The organism is Corynebacterium lactis RW2-5 (assembly GCF_001274895.1).
Taxonomy (GTDB): Bacteria; Actinomycetota; Actinomycetes; order Mycobacteriales; family Mycobacteriaceae; genus Corynebacterium; species Corynebacterium lactis.
Genome location: NZ_CP006841.1, coordinates 1,076,407 through 1,090,118 on the forward strand (window position 1 = coordinate 1,076,407; position 13,712 = coordinate 1,090,118).

Sequence of the window (13,712 nt, forward strand, 5' to 3'; positions counted from 1 at the left end):
GCAGTTCTCATTCCGCAGTCCTGTAGTAGAAGGCATCGCACCGATAGGGAAGTGCGATGCCTTCGTCGTATCCGAAACCGAGGTGCTCGCCCAGGTACCAGCGCAGGTTGTCCTCCACCTTTGCGCGCGTGGCCTCCTTCGAGCGCAACCAGTAGGAGCGGGTGCGCGCCAGCAGTACGATGTCCTCTAGCCGAAGCGTCTGCTCCCAGCCCATCCGCACCTCGGAGGCCAGCTCCATTTGCTTGCCGACGGTCGGGTAGAAACCGGGCCGGAGAATATCGCCGGCGTGCATGATGCGTGACAGCCGGTGGACCCAGGGGATGGAAACGTCGAGGGTGTTCCAGACCAGCACGGCCACTCCGCCGGGGGCCAGGACGCGGGATAGCTCGGCCGTCGCCGCGTCCGTATCTACCCAGTGCCAGGTCTGCGCGCAGGCGGCGACGTCGACGCTGTGGCTTTCCAGTCCGGTCGACTCCGCGGTACCGCCTAAGACGCAGGCCTCGGGACAGGTGATTTTTAGGGCCGCCCGCATGGCTGCGGAGGGCTCCACGGCCAGAACCTCCGCGTTGGGGTAGGCGTCGGCAAGCGAGGAGGTGAGTTTGCCGGTGCCCGCGCCGATATCGCATACGGTGTGGACTGAGGAGGCGTGAGCTAGCTGGGTCAGGGCGGCGATGACCTCGGCGGGGTAGCCGGGCCGGACGCGGTGGTAGCCGGAGGCACCATCGGCGCTCGAGCCCAGGTCGTCATCGAAGGTCGCGCCGGCGCGGAAGCGGTCGGAGGCGTCGCGAAAGAGCGGCTTATCGCGGCCAGATGTCGGCGGGATGGGCGGGTGTTCGTTTCTTCCGGGCACGAGTTATACCCTAGGGCACGCGCGAGGGGCGGACGCTAGTAGACTAGCCAAACATGACCGCTGCTTATGCTGATGACCTGATGGACTACGACGAGGTCCTACAACGCTTTGAACCTGTGATGGGCATGGAGGTGCACGTTGAGCTGGCGACGGAGACCAAGATGTTCTCCGCCTCCTCGGCGCATTTCGGCGCGGAGCCCAATAGCAACGTCGACCCGTGCAGCCTTGGTCTTCCCGGCGCACTGCCGGTGGTTAACCGCAAGGGCGTGGAGTGGGCTATCAAGATTGGCTTGGCGCTGAACTGCGAGATTGCGGAGTCCTCCCGCTTCGCGCGGAAGAATTACTTCTACCCGGATCAGCCGAAGAACTACCAGATCTCCCAGTACGATGAGCCGATTGCTCACGACGGCTACCTGGATGTCGTGCTCGACGATGGCACCGAGTTCCGTGTGGAGATTGAGCGCGCCCACATGGAGGAGGACACCGGCAAGCTGACCCACCTCGGCGGTGCTGACGGTCGCATCCACGGTGCGACCCGCTCGCTGGTGGACTGCAACCGCGCTGGCATTCCGCTGATTGAGATTGTGACCAAGCCGATTATCGGCGCCGGTGAGCGCGCCCCGGAGGTCGCCCGCGCGTACGTCTCCGCTCTGCGTGACCTGGTCAAGTCCCTGGGCGTGTCCGATGCCCGCATGGATCAGGGCTCGATGCGCGTGGACTCGAACGTCTCTCTACGCGCGGTGGGCCAGGAGGAGTTCGGCACCCGCACCGAGACGAAGAACATCAACTCCCTGAAGTCGGTGGAGCAGGCCGTGCGCTACGAGATGCAGCGCCAGGCTGCCGCCATCGTGGCCGGCGAGGAGATCGTCCAGGAGACCCGCCACTACCAGGAGACCGACGGCACCACCTCCAAGGGCCGCCCGAAGGAGTCCCAGTCGGACTACCGCTATTTCAACGACCCGGACCTGCCTCCGGTGCTGGCTCCGCGCGAGTGGGTCGAGGAGATTCGCGCAACGCTGCCGGAGCTGCCGTGGGTGCGTCGTGCCCGCATCCAGTCCGAGTGGGGTCTGAAGGACGAGGAGATGCGCGACCTGGTCAACGCCGGTGCGCTGGATCTCATCGTCGAGACCGTCGAGGCCGGTGCCGGTGCCGCAGAGGCCCGCTCCTGGTGGGTCGCCTACCTGGCGCAGAAGGCCAACGAGGCCGGCGTTGAGCTGGGCGAGCTGTCGATTAGCCCGGCGCAGGTCGCCCGCGTGGTCGCCCTGATTGGCGAGGGCAAGCTGACCAACAAGCTCGCCCGCCAGGCCGTCGACGGCGTGCTGGCCGGCGAGGGCGATGTTGATGAGGTTGTCGCCGCCCGTGGTCTCGAGGTTGTGCGTGACGACGGCGCCATCGAAGCCGCTGTTGACGAGGCGCTGGCGAATAACCCGGACATCGTGGAGAAGTACCGCGCCGGAAACAAGAAGGTTGTCGGCGCTATCGTGGGCCAGGTTATGAAGGCCACCCGTGGCAAGGCCGACCCGGCACAGGTCAATCAGCTGATTGCGAAGAAGCTGGCCTAGGCTTTGGGCCTTTGTCCCCGGTTTTTAGTCCGGGGACCCGCCGGCGGCACCGTTATTCGGGAGCCTGACGACTCGCTCGTCGGACTCGGATACGGTTCCGCCGGCGTTTTTGTTCGTCGTGGCGCCCCACACCTCGAAACCGTCCTTGGCCGGAACCGCCACCACGTGTGAGATCTGGCCGAACTCGCCGTCGACCAGTGTCTCGGGCGTGCCGGTGATCCTCCACGAGGAGCTCGGTCCGGTGTGCTCGGCGCCGATTGGCAGACTGACGACCTTCTCCGCGCCCGGGATGGCAATGATTGCCCGGTCCGCGATGACCGCGCATCCGCCGATGGAGTTGTCCAGGTCGACTCCGCCAAGGGGCTCGATGAGCCCGCCCGACCACTGCACCAATTGGGGGATTCCGTCGAGAACCGCTGTGGCCAGTGCGGGCATGTTCTCCGGGCCGTGGCAGAACTGTTTGAACTCGATGCCTGGGTCGCCCATGAGGAGCTTGTTGATGAAGTGGCCCGACCTATTGGGGTCGAAATGGATGCCAAGGATTCCCGGTTCGGACAGCTCCGGCATCTCGCGAACATCGGCGGGGGAGGCCTCTCCGAAAAGCGTCACGCGGGCCACTGTGTCGTTCTCGCGCAGCACAAATACCTGGCGGTCTTCGACGACGGACGGGCTGGCGAGTATCTGCTTCGCCGAGGATCCGAGCTGAGCAACCTTACGCGATGGCTTGCCGGGGCTGACAACGGACAGGGCGCCGTCGGCAGTGCCCACCAGGGTCTCGCCAGGGCCCAGCGGCGCGAGCGCGGTGGTAAGCGGCAAGCAGGCGGCCAGAGTCGTGTCGTCGGTGTCGCAAGGCCCGCGCTTGTCGGCCTCCTTGCTGGTCGTCGGTACCGGGGTTTCGGGCAGGTCCGGCGAGGAGAACTTCGGCATTCTGACACCGGTGGGTTCGGCCGTCCGCTCGGAAAAGGAGGCCTCGGGGGCTGCGGAGGGGCTGAAACATCCGCCGAGCGCTAGGGTCCCGGCCAGTGCCGCGGCGAGCGCACAACCGCGCAAGTTTGCGGAGGGGCTGTGGCGGCGTTCGGCACTCATAGAGGACAACATTACCTTCTGGAGCATCGGCCATGCCTGCCGCGATTATCGGCCCTGCTGTTTTAGTGTGTTGGGTGTGAGCGACCCAGAGAAGTACCCGAACGACCGCGCCCTCGAGAATGTGGAGGACGGATTCGATGACGATCTCGACGTCCCGACCTACCGCAAGCTCGCAGAGCCCAACAACGACGACACGGCCGAGACGCAGCAGTTCCCGGGAGTACCCGCACAAGAGGCTCCGGTGACCGAGACTCCCGATAAGCCGGAACAACCCGAGGCTCCTGCCGTTGCTGCAACCGAGGAAAAGCCGGTGACGGAGCAGCAGCCGAAGCCTCGCTACGACGCCTACGCGGCCGCCGGCCGCACCGCGCCGCAGGTAATTGCGCCGGGCGGACGCCCCTCGGCGGAGCCTGAGCCAGTTGCGGAGCCTGAGCCGGAGCAGCAGCCCACCGAGGCCTTCATCGCACCTGACGAGCGTGAACTCAACGAGTCGGACGCCGATAACAACGAGGAGCTGGCTCAGACCGAGTTTATGGAGCGCCCGGAGGCCTACCCGGCGGATGATTTTTCGGACGAATATCGAGACGCCGATTACAACACCGGCCAGACCGCGGTAGCCGCAGGCGCGGTAGGCGTCGGGGTCGCAGGAGCGACCAACTCGACCAACCAGGACCCGGCATATTACGAAGACACCGACTACCTGGATGATGAGGAAGAGGAAACTCGCCGCGGCACCATCGACTTCGGCCTGCTGATTCTCCGCCTCGGGCTCGGTGCATTGCTGGTAATCCAGGGCCTGACCACGTTCCTGGGCTGGGGCGGCTCCGGCGGTACCGGCGCCATCGCGGCCGATTTCGAGGCGAACAACTTCGCCCTGGCCAGCGTCATGGCCACAGCAATACCCACCGTCCAGCTGCTGGCGGGTGCGCTGCTGATCCTTGGCCTCGCGACGCCGCTCGGCGCCGCCCTGGCCCTGGCGTTGTCGGCGTACCTCAGCATGTACGAGGTCGCGACGGCCTCTGCTGGTGCCACCTTTGTCGGCTCCGAGGCCTCCGGAATTCAGCTGCAACTCCTCGTCACCGTCATCGCGCTGGCGATTCAGTTCACCGGACCGGGCCGCATCGGCATCGACTTCAGCCGCGGCTGGGCCCGACGCCCGCTGGCCTCGTCCTGGATCTTCTGCATCCTCGCAGTGGCCGCCGCTGTGGGGCTGTGGTGGCTGACCACCAACACCCTGCCTTTCGTTGGTTAGCCCGTCGGTAGGATAAGATGCCCGTTGTGAAAAAGACGGGCAAAGCACTAAAGACCACCCTTGCGGTGGTCTTTTGCACGTCTGCAGTCGCCGGGGCGGGGGCCTGGTCCGCGTCCCGGCCCGTAGCTTCCGCCGATGCGGTTAAGAAAAATTTCTCGTACGCGGCGTCGGCAAGCACGATTATGGCGCAGGCAGGCAGCCTCCCTCGCGTCGAGCTCAGCGCTCTGGGCGAGATCTCGACCGACGAGCGCACCGAGATGGCGATTGCCTACGCGCCGGTCGGCCTCGGCTACCGCACGAACGGCGCCGAGAGCCCTCTGCCCGCGCTTTCGCTGATTAAGCTCTACATCGCGCAGTACGTCGCCGAGCACGGCTCACCGGAGGATGTCTCCCGCGCCGCCAAGATGGTTTCGCTTTCCGACGACAAGCTGGCGGAAAAGCTCTACGAAAAGTTCCCGGATTCCGTCAATGCTATCGCGCGCAAGTACGGCCTTCAGGAGACCTACGGAGGCCGGACCTGGGGCGTGTCCAGGACTTCGGCGACCGACGTCGTGCATTTCGTGTCGCAACTGCGCGAGGAGCAGCCGGACTCGGTAGTGCTGCAGGGCATGCGGAAGTGGTCCAAGATTGCCGCAGACGGATACCGGCAGGACTTCGGCCTGGCCAGGATGCCTGGGATTGAGGGCGCGAAGCTGGGGTGGTCGAACAGCAGGGGATGGCATTCCTCCGTGGTGTTCGGGCCCGGTTACGTCATCGCCGCGGTCACTTTCGGCGGCAAGAAGGAGCACACGATGGACGTGGCCAAGGCCCTGGCCAACGTCGAGTTTTCCGACCTCACACCGGAGCCGTCGGCAAGCACAAAAAAGCCCGCGGCCGCTTCCAGGAAGAGCGGTTAACCGCGGGGCAAAGAGTTTTTGAGACGGGGGCAGCGCCGCCTAGTCGACGATGCGAACCGCGCCTTTGTCTGCGCTGGAGGCCATCTTGGCGTAGGCGCGCAGAGCCTTGGAGACCTTGCGCGGGCGGGGCTTGCGCGGGGTAAACGGCTTGTCGCGCTTTAGCTCCTCATCGCGTCGAGCGGCCAGCTCCTCGTCGGAGACCTGAACTTCGAGGCGGCGCTCGGCGACGTCGATGTAGACCGGGTCGCCGTCGCGGACCAGGCCGATGGCGCCGCCGGCGGCGGCCTCGGGGGAGACGTGGCCGATGGACAGTCCGGAGGATCCGCCGGAGAAGCGGCCGTCGGTGACGAGGGCACACTTCTTGCCGAGACCCGCGCCCTTGATGAACGCGGTCGGGTGCAGCATCTCCTGCATGCCCGGGCCGCCCGAGGGGCCCTCGTAGAGCACGAAGAGGACCTCGCCCGGCTGCAGGGTGCGGTTCAGGATAACGGAGACCGCCTCCTCCTGGCTCTCCACGACGCGGGCAGTGCCCTCGAAGTGGAACTGGTCCTCGCTGATACCAGCGGTCTTCAAAATCGCGCCATCTTCGGCGATGTTGCCGCGCAGGACGCACAGTCCGCCCTCTGCGGTGTAGGCGTGCTCCATGTCGCGGATGCAGCCGTTTGCGGCGTCGGTGTCGAGGCTCTCCCACCGGTTGGAGGTCGAGAATGGCTCGGTGGTGCGGACGCCGCCGGGTGCGGCATAGAAGAGCTCGATAGCCTCGTCAGTGGCCTTGCCTCCGCGGATATCCCAGTTGTCGAGGTGCTCGGTCAAGGACGGGGAATGGACGGAGTGGACGTCCATGTTCAGCAGGCCGCCGCGGCGCAGCTCGCCGAGGATGGCGGGAATTCCGCCGGCGCGGTGGACATCCTCCATGTAGTAGTCGGAGTTCGGCGCGACCTTGGAAAGGCAGGGGACGCGGCGGGAGATTGCGTCGATGTCGGCGAGGTCGAAGTTAATTTCGCCCTCCTGCGCCGCCGCAAGGATGTGCAGCACGGTGTTGGTGGAGCCGCCCATCGCGACATCCAGGGTCATGGCGTTGACAAATGCGTCGCGGGTGGCGATGTTGCGCGGCAGCACGGACTCGTCGCCCTGTCCGTAGTAGCGCTTCGCCAGGTCGACGATGAGCTTGCCTGCGCGGGTAAAGAGGTCGCGGCGGGCTTCTTGGGTGGCGAGGGTGGAGCCGTTACCCGGCAGGGACAGGCCCAGGGCCTCGGTGAGGCAGTTCATCGAGTTGGCGGTGAACATGCCGGAGCATGAACCGCAGGTCGGGCAGGCAGAACGCTCAATGTCGAGCAGATTGGCGTCGTCGACCTTGTCCGAGGCCGATGCCGAGATAGCCGAAATAAGGTCAGAGCCGGGCTTGACGACGCCATCGATGACGACGGAGGAGCCGGACTCCATCGGCCCGCCGGAAACAAATACGACCGGGATATTCAGACGCAGTGCCGCGTTGAGCATGCCCGGAGTAATCTTGTCGCAATTGGAAATGCACACCAACGCGTCGGCGGTGTGGGCGTTGACCATGTACTCCACGGAGTCCGCGATGATTTCACGGGACGGAAGAGAGTAGAGCATACCGTCGTGCCCCATGGCGATTCCGTCATCAACAGCGATGGTGTTGAACTCGCGGGGCACGCCTCCGGCCGCGGTGACTGCCTCGGCGACGATGTCGCCGACATCTTTCAGGTGCACGTGGCCCGGGACGAACTGGGTGTAGGAGTTCGCGATTGCGATAATCGGCTTGCCGAAGTCGCCGTCGGTCATACCTGTTGCTCGCCACAGCGAGCGCGCGCCGGCTGCGTTGCGTCCGGCGGTGGTTACTTTCGAGCGAAGGGGAATCATTGGGGCTGCCCTTCCTATCTGGGTGCAAGATTGATGCGAGTAGTTGTAGACCTACATCATAAACACAAAAAGCCCCCAAAGTCTCATTTCATGGTCAACTATGTCCACATAATGAGATTTGGGGGTTTATTGTAGGGGTCTTTCTAGCTTTCCTTGTCCTTCAGGACGGAGTAGCCATCGCGGTCGAAGACCTCGACCTTTTTGTCCTCGGCCTCGCGGGCCGGGGTGACCGGGTCGGGTATGAGGCCACCGGTTGCCTCCTTCAACTCAGGCAGCGAGTTGAAGGAAATCGCCGGGAGGGCGACGTGCTTGTCGCTTCGAGTTACCGCGAAAGCACGACCACCTTTGTTGAAGAAAATGCCCTTGAAATCGGACCAGGGGACCGAACGGCGCTTCGCTAGCAGGTACACAGCAGTGATTCCGCGCGGGCCAACAGTGGTCCGGACTCTGAAAATCCACACTGTGTAGACAATCGGTGCGAGTAGAGTCACGGCGAGCCACGGTGTGAAGCCGATGCCGATGATGCACAGCACCACCATGAAGGCCACGATGAAAAGGTGAGTTTTCAGCGGGCGGAAGCGGCGCGTGGAAATCGCGAGCTTACCGTTCCCTCCGTTGCGAGGGGTCGAATCAGTCATGGCAGTCGATTGTAGCTTCCCTATTGTGCAGGAACTGAGCTTGGCTCGGCGTTGCCGGTTGCGTCAGGCTGCGAATCCCCTGTCGGGCTCTCGCTCTGGGAGGTAGACGTTACCGTGCTGCTGTCGGACTCGCGAGTCGTCTGCCTAGGTGGCTGGGGGTTGGCCGTGTTCGGCTCATCTCGAGTCGGCTGGTCTGGGGCACTGGTCGTGGACTGTGGGGAGCTTTGCTCCGTTTGTGTCGGTGTCTGAGGTGACGTCGGCGTTGACTGCGGGGCAGGCTCGGATTTGGGGGTAGACGTTTCTGTCGAGCTGTTCCACCTGCTTGGGGCAAGCCAGCCGGAGGGGCCATCCTCAGTTTCAATAGTTGCCAAATTCAGCACCGCGAGGACAGCGAAGATTACAAGCAGCACGACCGTGGAGACTCGCGCGCGACCGCCGGCGGAAAGCACCGCGCGGATGCGCTCGCGGGTGTTCATGTTCTTCCAGTTTGAGGCGTGCTCGTTGGGGACGGCGTCGGCAAGCGCCTCCTGCTCCTCCTTTTCCCGTCTTACATCGTCGAGGTGTGCACCGACCTTGGGGATATCCGAGCGGGAATTGCTCCCCCGCTCGCGGGGTGGTGTGGTTGAAAGGGTGGACGTGACAGAGTCGGGCATCTCGGAAAAGGCTTCCGTGGGGCGGGAATCGGATTCCGTGGCGCGGGTTTCCTGCTCTGCGAGCGCGGACAAAATTGTGGTGTCGCGGGCGTGGCCGGTTACTTGTTCGGCTGGGCCAAATCCCGTCTGGGATGCGCGCTCGCCGTAGTCGTCCCACCAGGTGTCGATAACTGCAGCGCGAATCGCTCGCTCGATTAGCCACTGATCGCCAGGGGAGCAGTCCACCACTAGGCGCATGGTCACGGTCCAGGGCAATCCCATCGCAGTGGGGGGATTGAGGGCAGTGGAGGACTGCAGGTTGATTTCGGAGAGAATCGACCGCCTGACTGAATCCAGGGTGATCGCGCGATTGGCGGCGGCCAAAGTCCTTTCTTCGAGGTCCTTAATGGATCCGCCTGCGGTCATGGGAACTGGGACCTCGACGACGGCGCGTGACCACTGTGAGGAGTAGTTAATGCACATGCGCGCCTCGGAGTTGGGGATGAGAACCTCTTCGCCGTTGAGGGTGCGAATAGTGGTGGCGCGCAGCGTCATGTTCACGACATCGCCCTGAACCGTGCCCGAGGGGGAGTGAAACTCAACCCAGTCTCCGATGCCGTATTGCTTCTCGGCGATGATAAACACGCCACCGAGGAGATCGGCGATTACTCCTTGGGCGCCAAAACCAATGGCCGCGGAGACTACGGTCGCGGGGATGGCGGCGGCGGTGAGGGAGATGCCAAACTTCGCTAGAATCGCCAAAATCAGCGCGAAGTAGGCGATAACCTCAATGATGTAGACGACGGCGCCGAGGAGGGCGCGACGGCCCTTGGCCTGCTCTTCCTCGGAGTCGATATTGCCGGCTGCGATGGCCAGCACGAAGCGGCGAATTCTGGGTACTAGAATTAGCAAAATGACAAGGGCTGCGATGGCTAGGCCATTATTGGCGAACCATTGCCATGATTGCCACAGCATGTATTTCAAGAATTCCATACTGCAACCGTAGGCGGTCGGCCTTAAGTCCGGCTGAGTATATGGGGATATATCTACTCAGAGACGCCGAGCGCTCCGGTCTGGCTCGTTTTGGTGGGGGTGGGGGTCCACGCCAAATGGGGGAGAGAATGGGACGAAATCGGAAAGTGTCCAATTAGTGAGATTGACTTCTCACTATGTGGACGTTAATGTTGTATCCATCATCACATCAACGTCGCGTATGCGCATGTGGCTACATGTGATGGACAGCAACTGCCCGCCTCACCCAGACCAGGAGTGAAATCGTGAACGCGCACGAGCAGCACAGCCCATCGCCGGCACAATTTGCCGCCAAGTCACGCGCCGGTTCTGGCGCCCCCGAGCGCATTACCGGTGCGCAAGCGATTGTCCGATCGCTCGAGGAGCTTGGCGTTGACGTAGCCTTCGGTATTCCGGGCGGCGCAGTGCTCCCGCTCTACGATCCGCTGTATGACTCGGAAAAGCTCCGCCACGTCCTGGTGCGTCACGAGCAGGGCGCGGGCCACGCGGCGACCGGCTACGCGCAGGTCTCCGGCAAGGTCGGCGTGTGCATCGCCACCTCCGGTCCGGGCGCGACCAACCTCGTCACCCCGCTTGCCGACGCGCAGATGGACTCCGTGCCCGTCGTCGCCATCACGGGCCAGGTCGGTCGACCGCTGCTGGGTACCGATGCCTTCCAGGAAGCTGATATCCGCGGCGTGACCATGCCGATCACCAAGCACAACTTCATGGTGACCGAAGCTGAGGATATCCCGCGCGCTATCGCCGAGGCTTTTCATCTGGCGTCTTCGGGCCGCCCGGGCGCGGTTCTGGTAGACGTCCCGAAGGACCTGCAGAACTCAACTATTGACTTTGTTTGGCCGCCGCAGATTAATCTGCCCGGCTACCGCCCGGTGACCACCCCGCACTCGCGTCAGATTGAGGAGGCTGCGGAGCTGATCGCGTCCTCCAACAAGCCAGTTCTCTACATCGGTGGCGGCGTGATTAAGGCCGATGCTTCGAAGGAGCTCATAGCATTCGCCGAGCAGACCGGCGTGCCGGTCGTGACCACGCTGATGGCGCGCGGTGCATTCCCGGACTCTCACGAGCTGCACATGGGAATGCCGGGCATGCACGGTAAGGTCTCCGCCGTCGCCGCCCTGCAGAAGTCCGACCTGCTGATTACCATTGGCGCGCGTTTCGACGACCGTGTCACTGGTCATCTCGAGTCCTTCGCTCCGAACGCCAAGGTCATCCACGCCGACATTGACCCGGCGGAGATTGGCAAGCTGCGTGAGGTCGATGTCCCGATCGTCGGCGATGCACGCGAGGTCCTGGCTGCCCTCTCCACGGCTTACACAGACCTGAAGCTTTCCGCCCCGAATACCGCAGAATGGCGCAGCTACCTCGATAAGCTCTGCGACGATTTCCCACTGGGCTGGGAAGATCACGAGGACGGCTCCATCTCGCCACAGTTCGTGCTGAAGACCCTGTCCGACATTGTCGGCCCGGATGCCGTCTACGCGGCAGGCGTTGGCCAGCACCAGATGTGGGCGGCACAGTTCATCGACTACGAAAACCCGCGCACGTGGCTGAACTCCGGTGGCCTCGGCACGATGGGCTACTCCGTCCCTGCGGCGATGGGCGCGAAGGCCGCGGCCCCGGAGAAGGAAGTCTGGGCCATTGACGGAGACGGTTGCTTCCAGATGACCAACCAGGAGCTGACCACCTGCGCCATGGAGGGCTTCCCAATCAAGGTCGCTCTGATTAACAATGGCAACCTGGGCATGGTGCGCCAGTGGCAGACGCTGTTCTACGAAGAGCGCTACTCGAACACCAAGCTGCGCCCGGAGGACAACTCCTACCTGCCTGACTTCGTCCGACTGTCGGAGGGACTCGGCTGTGTCGCGATGCGCGTCACTAAGAAGGAGGAGGTCGCGGAGGCGATCAAGAAGGCCCGCGAGATTAACGACCGCCCGGTCGTAATCGACTTCATCGTCGGTGAGGACGCACAAGTGTGGCCGATGGTCGCAGCCGGCAAGTCCAACGACGAGGTCGAGCACGCCCGCGGCCTGCGCCCGCTGTTCAACGACGAGAATTCCGCGGCGGAAGCTCCGGCGGACATCCACGACAAAATGGACGAGAACGCCGAGGACGCGGCCTTGAAGCCCGAAGCACATCACCCGACCATGAAAGCCCGGTAATCGGGGCTCGACGATAGTAAGGAAGCGAGTCAAAACAATGGCAGAACTGCACACCTTGTCTGTGTTGACCCTCGATGAGCCGGGAATTCTGGTCCGCATCGCCGGCATGTTCACCCGCCGCGGGTTCAGCATCCAGTCCATCACCTCGGGCGAGACCGAGACCGAGGGGGTCAACCGCATCACGGTTGTCGTCGAGACTGAGACGCTGCCGATCGAACAGATCACCAAGCAGCTGAATAAACTGGTTCCGGTCCTCAAGGTCGTCCGCCAACCCCCGGAGACGATGGTTTCTCGAGGGCTGCTGATGGTGAAGGTTTCCTGCGACAACACCAATCGTCCGCAGGTTGTCGACGCCGCGAATCTGTTCCGTGCCCGCGTGGTGGACGTCTCCCAGGAGTCGGTCATCATCGAGGCAACGGGCGAGCGCTCGAAACTTCTCGCTCTGCTCGAGGTTCTCGAGCCGTTCGGTATCCGAGAGCTGATTCAGTCCGGTACCGCCGCAATGGCACGTGGTCCGAAGCCGATGCTTCAGGCGCGCTAGCGGCAAGCTAAAAATTCCATAACTTAAGTTCCCAGTACCTTTACCTTTAACCTTTCCGATTTCGAAAGAGGCTTTCACTCTCATGGCTATTGAACTGCTGTACGACGCAGACGCAGACCTGTCTATCATCCAGGGCCGCAAGGTCGCCGTCCTGGGGTACGGCTCCCAGGGCCACGCCCACGCTCAGAACCTGCGCGAGTCCGGCGTCGAGGTCGTCATCGGCCTGCGCGAAGGCTCCAAGTCCGCTGAAAAGGCGAAGGAGGCTGGCTTCGAGGTCAAGTCCAACGCCGACGCTGCTGCATGGGCCGACGTCATCATGGTTCTCGTTCCGGACACCACCCAGGCGAAGGTCTACACCGAGGACATCGAGCCGAATCTGAAGGACGGCGACGCTCTGTTCTTCGGCCACGGCCTGAACATTCACTTCGGCCTGATCAAGCCGGCCGAGAACGTTACCGTCGGCATGGTCGCTCCGAAGGGCCCGGGGCACCTCGTCCGTCGCCAGTTCGTCGACGGCAAGGGCGTTCCCTGCCTGATTGCGGTTGACCAGGACCCGAAGGGTGAGGGTAAGGCTCTGGCTCTGTCCTACGCTTCCGCCATCGGTGGCGCCCGCGCCGGCGTTATCCCGACCACCTTCCGCGAGGAGACTGAAACCGACCTCTTCGGCGAGCAGGCCGTTCTGTGCGGCGGCACCGAGGAACTGGTCAAGACCGGCTTCGAGGTTATGGTTGAGGCCGGTTACGCACCGGAGATGGCCTACTTCGAGGTTCTTCACGAGCTAAAGCTGATCGTTGACCTGATGTTCGAGGGCGGCATCGCCAACATGAACTACTCGGTTTCCGACACCGCTGAGTTCGGCGGCTACCTCGCCGGCCCGCGCGTCATCGACGCTGGCACGAAGGAGCGCATGAAGGAGGTCCTGAAGGACATCCAGGACGGCACCTTCGTCAAGCGCCTGGTTGCCAACGTCGAGGGCGGCAACAAGGAGCTGGAGGAGCTGCGCGCTTCCTACAACAACCACCAGATCGAGGAGGTCGGCTCCAAGCTGCGCGACCTGATGAGCTGGGTCAAGGTCGACGCCCGCGCCGAGACCGCCTAGTCAATAGCCGATCATGGCTCACCGCCCCGCCGAGGATTTCTCGCCTCGACGGGGTTCTTTATGTGTTCTCCCCACACC

The 13,712-nt window shown here is 63.4% G+C and carries 11 protein-coding genes; 6 read left to right on the forward strand and 5 right to left on the reverse strand.

The annotated features are described in order from the left end of the window. Positions 1–7 precede the first annotated feature (7 nt). Complete coding sequence (locus tag CLAC_RS04665) at positions 8–850, reverse strand: class I SAM-dependent methyltransferase (protein WP_053411908.1); 843 nt, start codon at positions 848–850, stop codon at positions 8–10. Between the two features lie 53 nt (positions 851–903). Between CLAC_RS04665 and gatB the strand changes: the two genes are divergently transcribed. Beyond that, positions 904–2,412 carry an Asp-tRNA(Asn)/Glu-tRNA(Gln) amidotransferase subunit GatB gene (gene gatB / locus CLAC_RS04670; RefSeq protein WP_053411909.1) on the forward strand — a complete coding sequence of 503 codons (1,509 nt, stop codon included), beginning with the start codon at positions 904–906 and terminating at the stop codon, positions 2,410–2,412. 24 nt (positions 2,413–2,436) lie between these two features. On the opposite strand, the gene CLAC_RS04675 is transcribed toward gatB, so the two are convergent. Beyond that, positions 2,437–3,498: a glucose dehydrogenase gene (locus CLAC_RS04675; RefSeq protein WP_156324775.1), complete on the reverse strand. Its 1,062-nt coding sequence runs from the start codon at positions 3,496–3,498 to the stop codon at positions 2,437–2,439. 76 nt (positions 3,499–3,574) lie between these two features. On the opposite strand from CLAC_RS04675, the gene CLAC_RS04680 reads away from it, so the two are divergent. Next, positions 3,575–4,750 (forward strand): DoxX family membrane protein, encoded by a 1,176-nt coding sequence (locus tag CLAC_RS04680; protein ID WP_245621981.1) that lies wholly within the window; start codon positions 3,575–3,577, stop codon positions 4,748–4,750. A 17-nt stretch (positions 4,751–4,767) separates the two neighbouring features. Then, on the forward strand, positions 4,768–5,646 hold the full coding sequence (locus CLAC_RS04685) for a hypothetical protein (RefSeq protein ID WP_053411912.1): 879 nt from the start codon (positions 4,768–4,770) through the stop codon (positions 5,644–5,646). Positions 5,647–5,685: 39 nt separating this feature from the next. Here CLAC_RS04685 and ilvD read toward each other — a convergent pair whose 3' ends face one another. The 3 genes from ilvD to CLAC_RS04700 all read right to left on the reverse strand — a co-directional run bounded on the left by ilvD (position 5,686) and on the right by CLAC_RS04700 (position 9,793). Then, entirely contained in the window at positions 5,686–7,530 is a 1,845-nt protein-coding gene (gene ilvD / locus CLAC_RS04690) for a dihydroxy-acid dehydratase (RefSeq protein WP_053411913.1), read from the reverse strand. A gap of 143 nt (positions 7,531–7,673) precedes the next feature. Further along, positions 7,674–8,168 carry a PH domain-containing protein gene (locus CLAC_RS04695; protein ID WP_053411914.1) on the reverse strand — a complete coding sequence of 165 codons (495 nt, stop codon included), beginning with the start codon at positions 8,166–8,168 and terminating at the stop codon, positions 7,674–7,676. Positions 8,169–8,188: 20 nt separating this feature from the next. Next, positions 8,189–9,793, reverse strand: coding sequence for a mechanosensitive ion channel domain-containing protein (locus CLAC_RS04700; RefSeq protein ID WP_053411915.1), 1,605 nt, complete (start codon positions 9,791–9,793; stop codon positions 8,189–8,191). Positions 9,794–10,077: 284 nt separating this feature from the next. Between CLAC_RS04700 and CLAC_RS04705 the strand changes: the two genes are divergently transcribed. The 3 genes from CLAC_RS04705 to ilvC all read left to right on the forward strand — a co-directional run bounded on the left by CLAC_RS04705 (position 10,078) and on the right by ilvC (position 13,634). Further along, positions 10,078–11,994 (forward strand): acetolactate synthase large subunit, encoded by a 1,917-nt coding sequence (locus CLAC_RS04705; RefSeq protein ID WP_053411916.1) that lies wholly within the window; start codon positions 10,078–10,080, stop codon positions 11,992–11,994. A gap of 37 nt (positions 11,995–12,031) precedes the next feature. After that, the gene (gene ilvN / locus CLAC_RS04710; RefSeq protein WP_053411917.1) at positions 12,032–12,535 is read left to right on the forward strand and encodes an acetolactate synthase small subunit; all 504 of its coding nucleotides are present in this window, start codon (positions 12,032–12,034) and stop codon (positions 12,533–12,535) included. An 82-nt stretch (positions 12,536–12,617) separates the two neighbouring features. Next, a complete protein-coding gene (ilvC, locus tag CLAC_RS04715) occupies positions 12,618–13,634 on the forward strand; it encodes a ketol-acid reductoisomerase (protein ID WP_053411918.1) in 1,017 nt (338 codons plus the stop codon). Positions 13,635–13,712 lie beyond the last annotated feature (78 nt).

What these genes read in the sequence shown, in the direction of transcription:
- CLAC_RS04675 (WP_156324775.1), bottom strand. Translation starts at nt 3,498, where the DNA reads ATGAGTGCCGAACGCCGCCACAGCCCCTCCGCAAACTTGCGCGGTTGT.
- ilvC (WP_053411918.1), top strand. Translation starts at nt 12,618, where the DNA reads ATGGCTATTGAACTGCTGTACGACGCAGACGCAGACCTGTCTATCATC.
- CLAC_RS04695 (WP_053411914.1), bottom strand. Translation starts at nt 8,168, where the DNA reads ATGACTGATTCGACCCCTCGCAACGGAGGGAACGGTAAGCTCGCGATT.
- CLAC_RS04700 (WP_053411915.1), bottom strand. Translation starts at nt 9,793, where the DNA reads ATGGAATTCTTGAAATACATGCTGTGGCAATCATGGCAATGGTTCGCC.
- CLAC_RS04685 (WP_053411912.1), top strand. Translation starts at nt 4,768, where the DNA reads ATGCCCGTTGTGAAAAAGACGGGCAAAGCACTAAAGACCACCCTTGCG.
- ilvD (WP_053411913.1), bottom strand. Translation starts at nt 7,530, where the DNA reads ATGATTCCCCTTCGCTCGAAAGTAACCACCGCCGGACGCAACGCAGCC.
- gatB (WP_053411909.1), top strand. Translation starts at nt 904, where the DNA reads ATGACCGCTGCTTATGCTGATGACCTGATGGACTACGACGAGGTCCTA.
- ilvN (WP_053411917.1), top strand. Translation starts at nt 12,032, where the DNA reads ATGGCAGAACTGCACACCTTGTCTGTGTTGACCCTCGATGAGCCGGGA.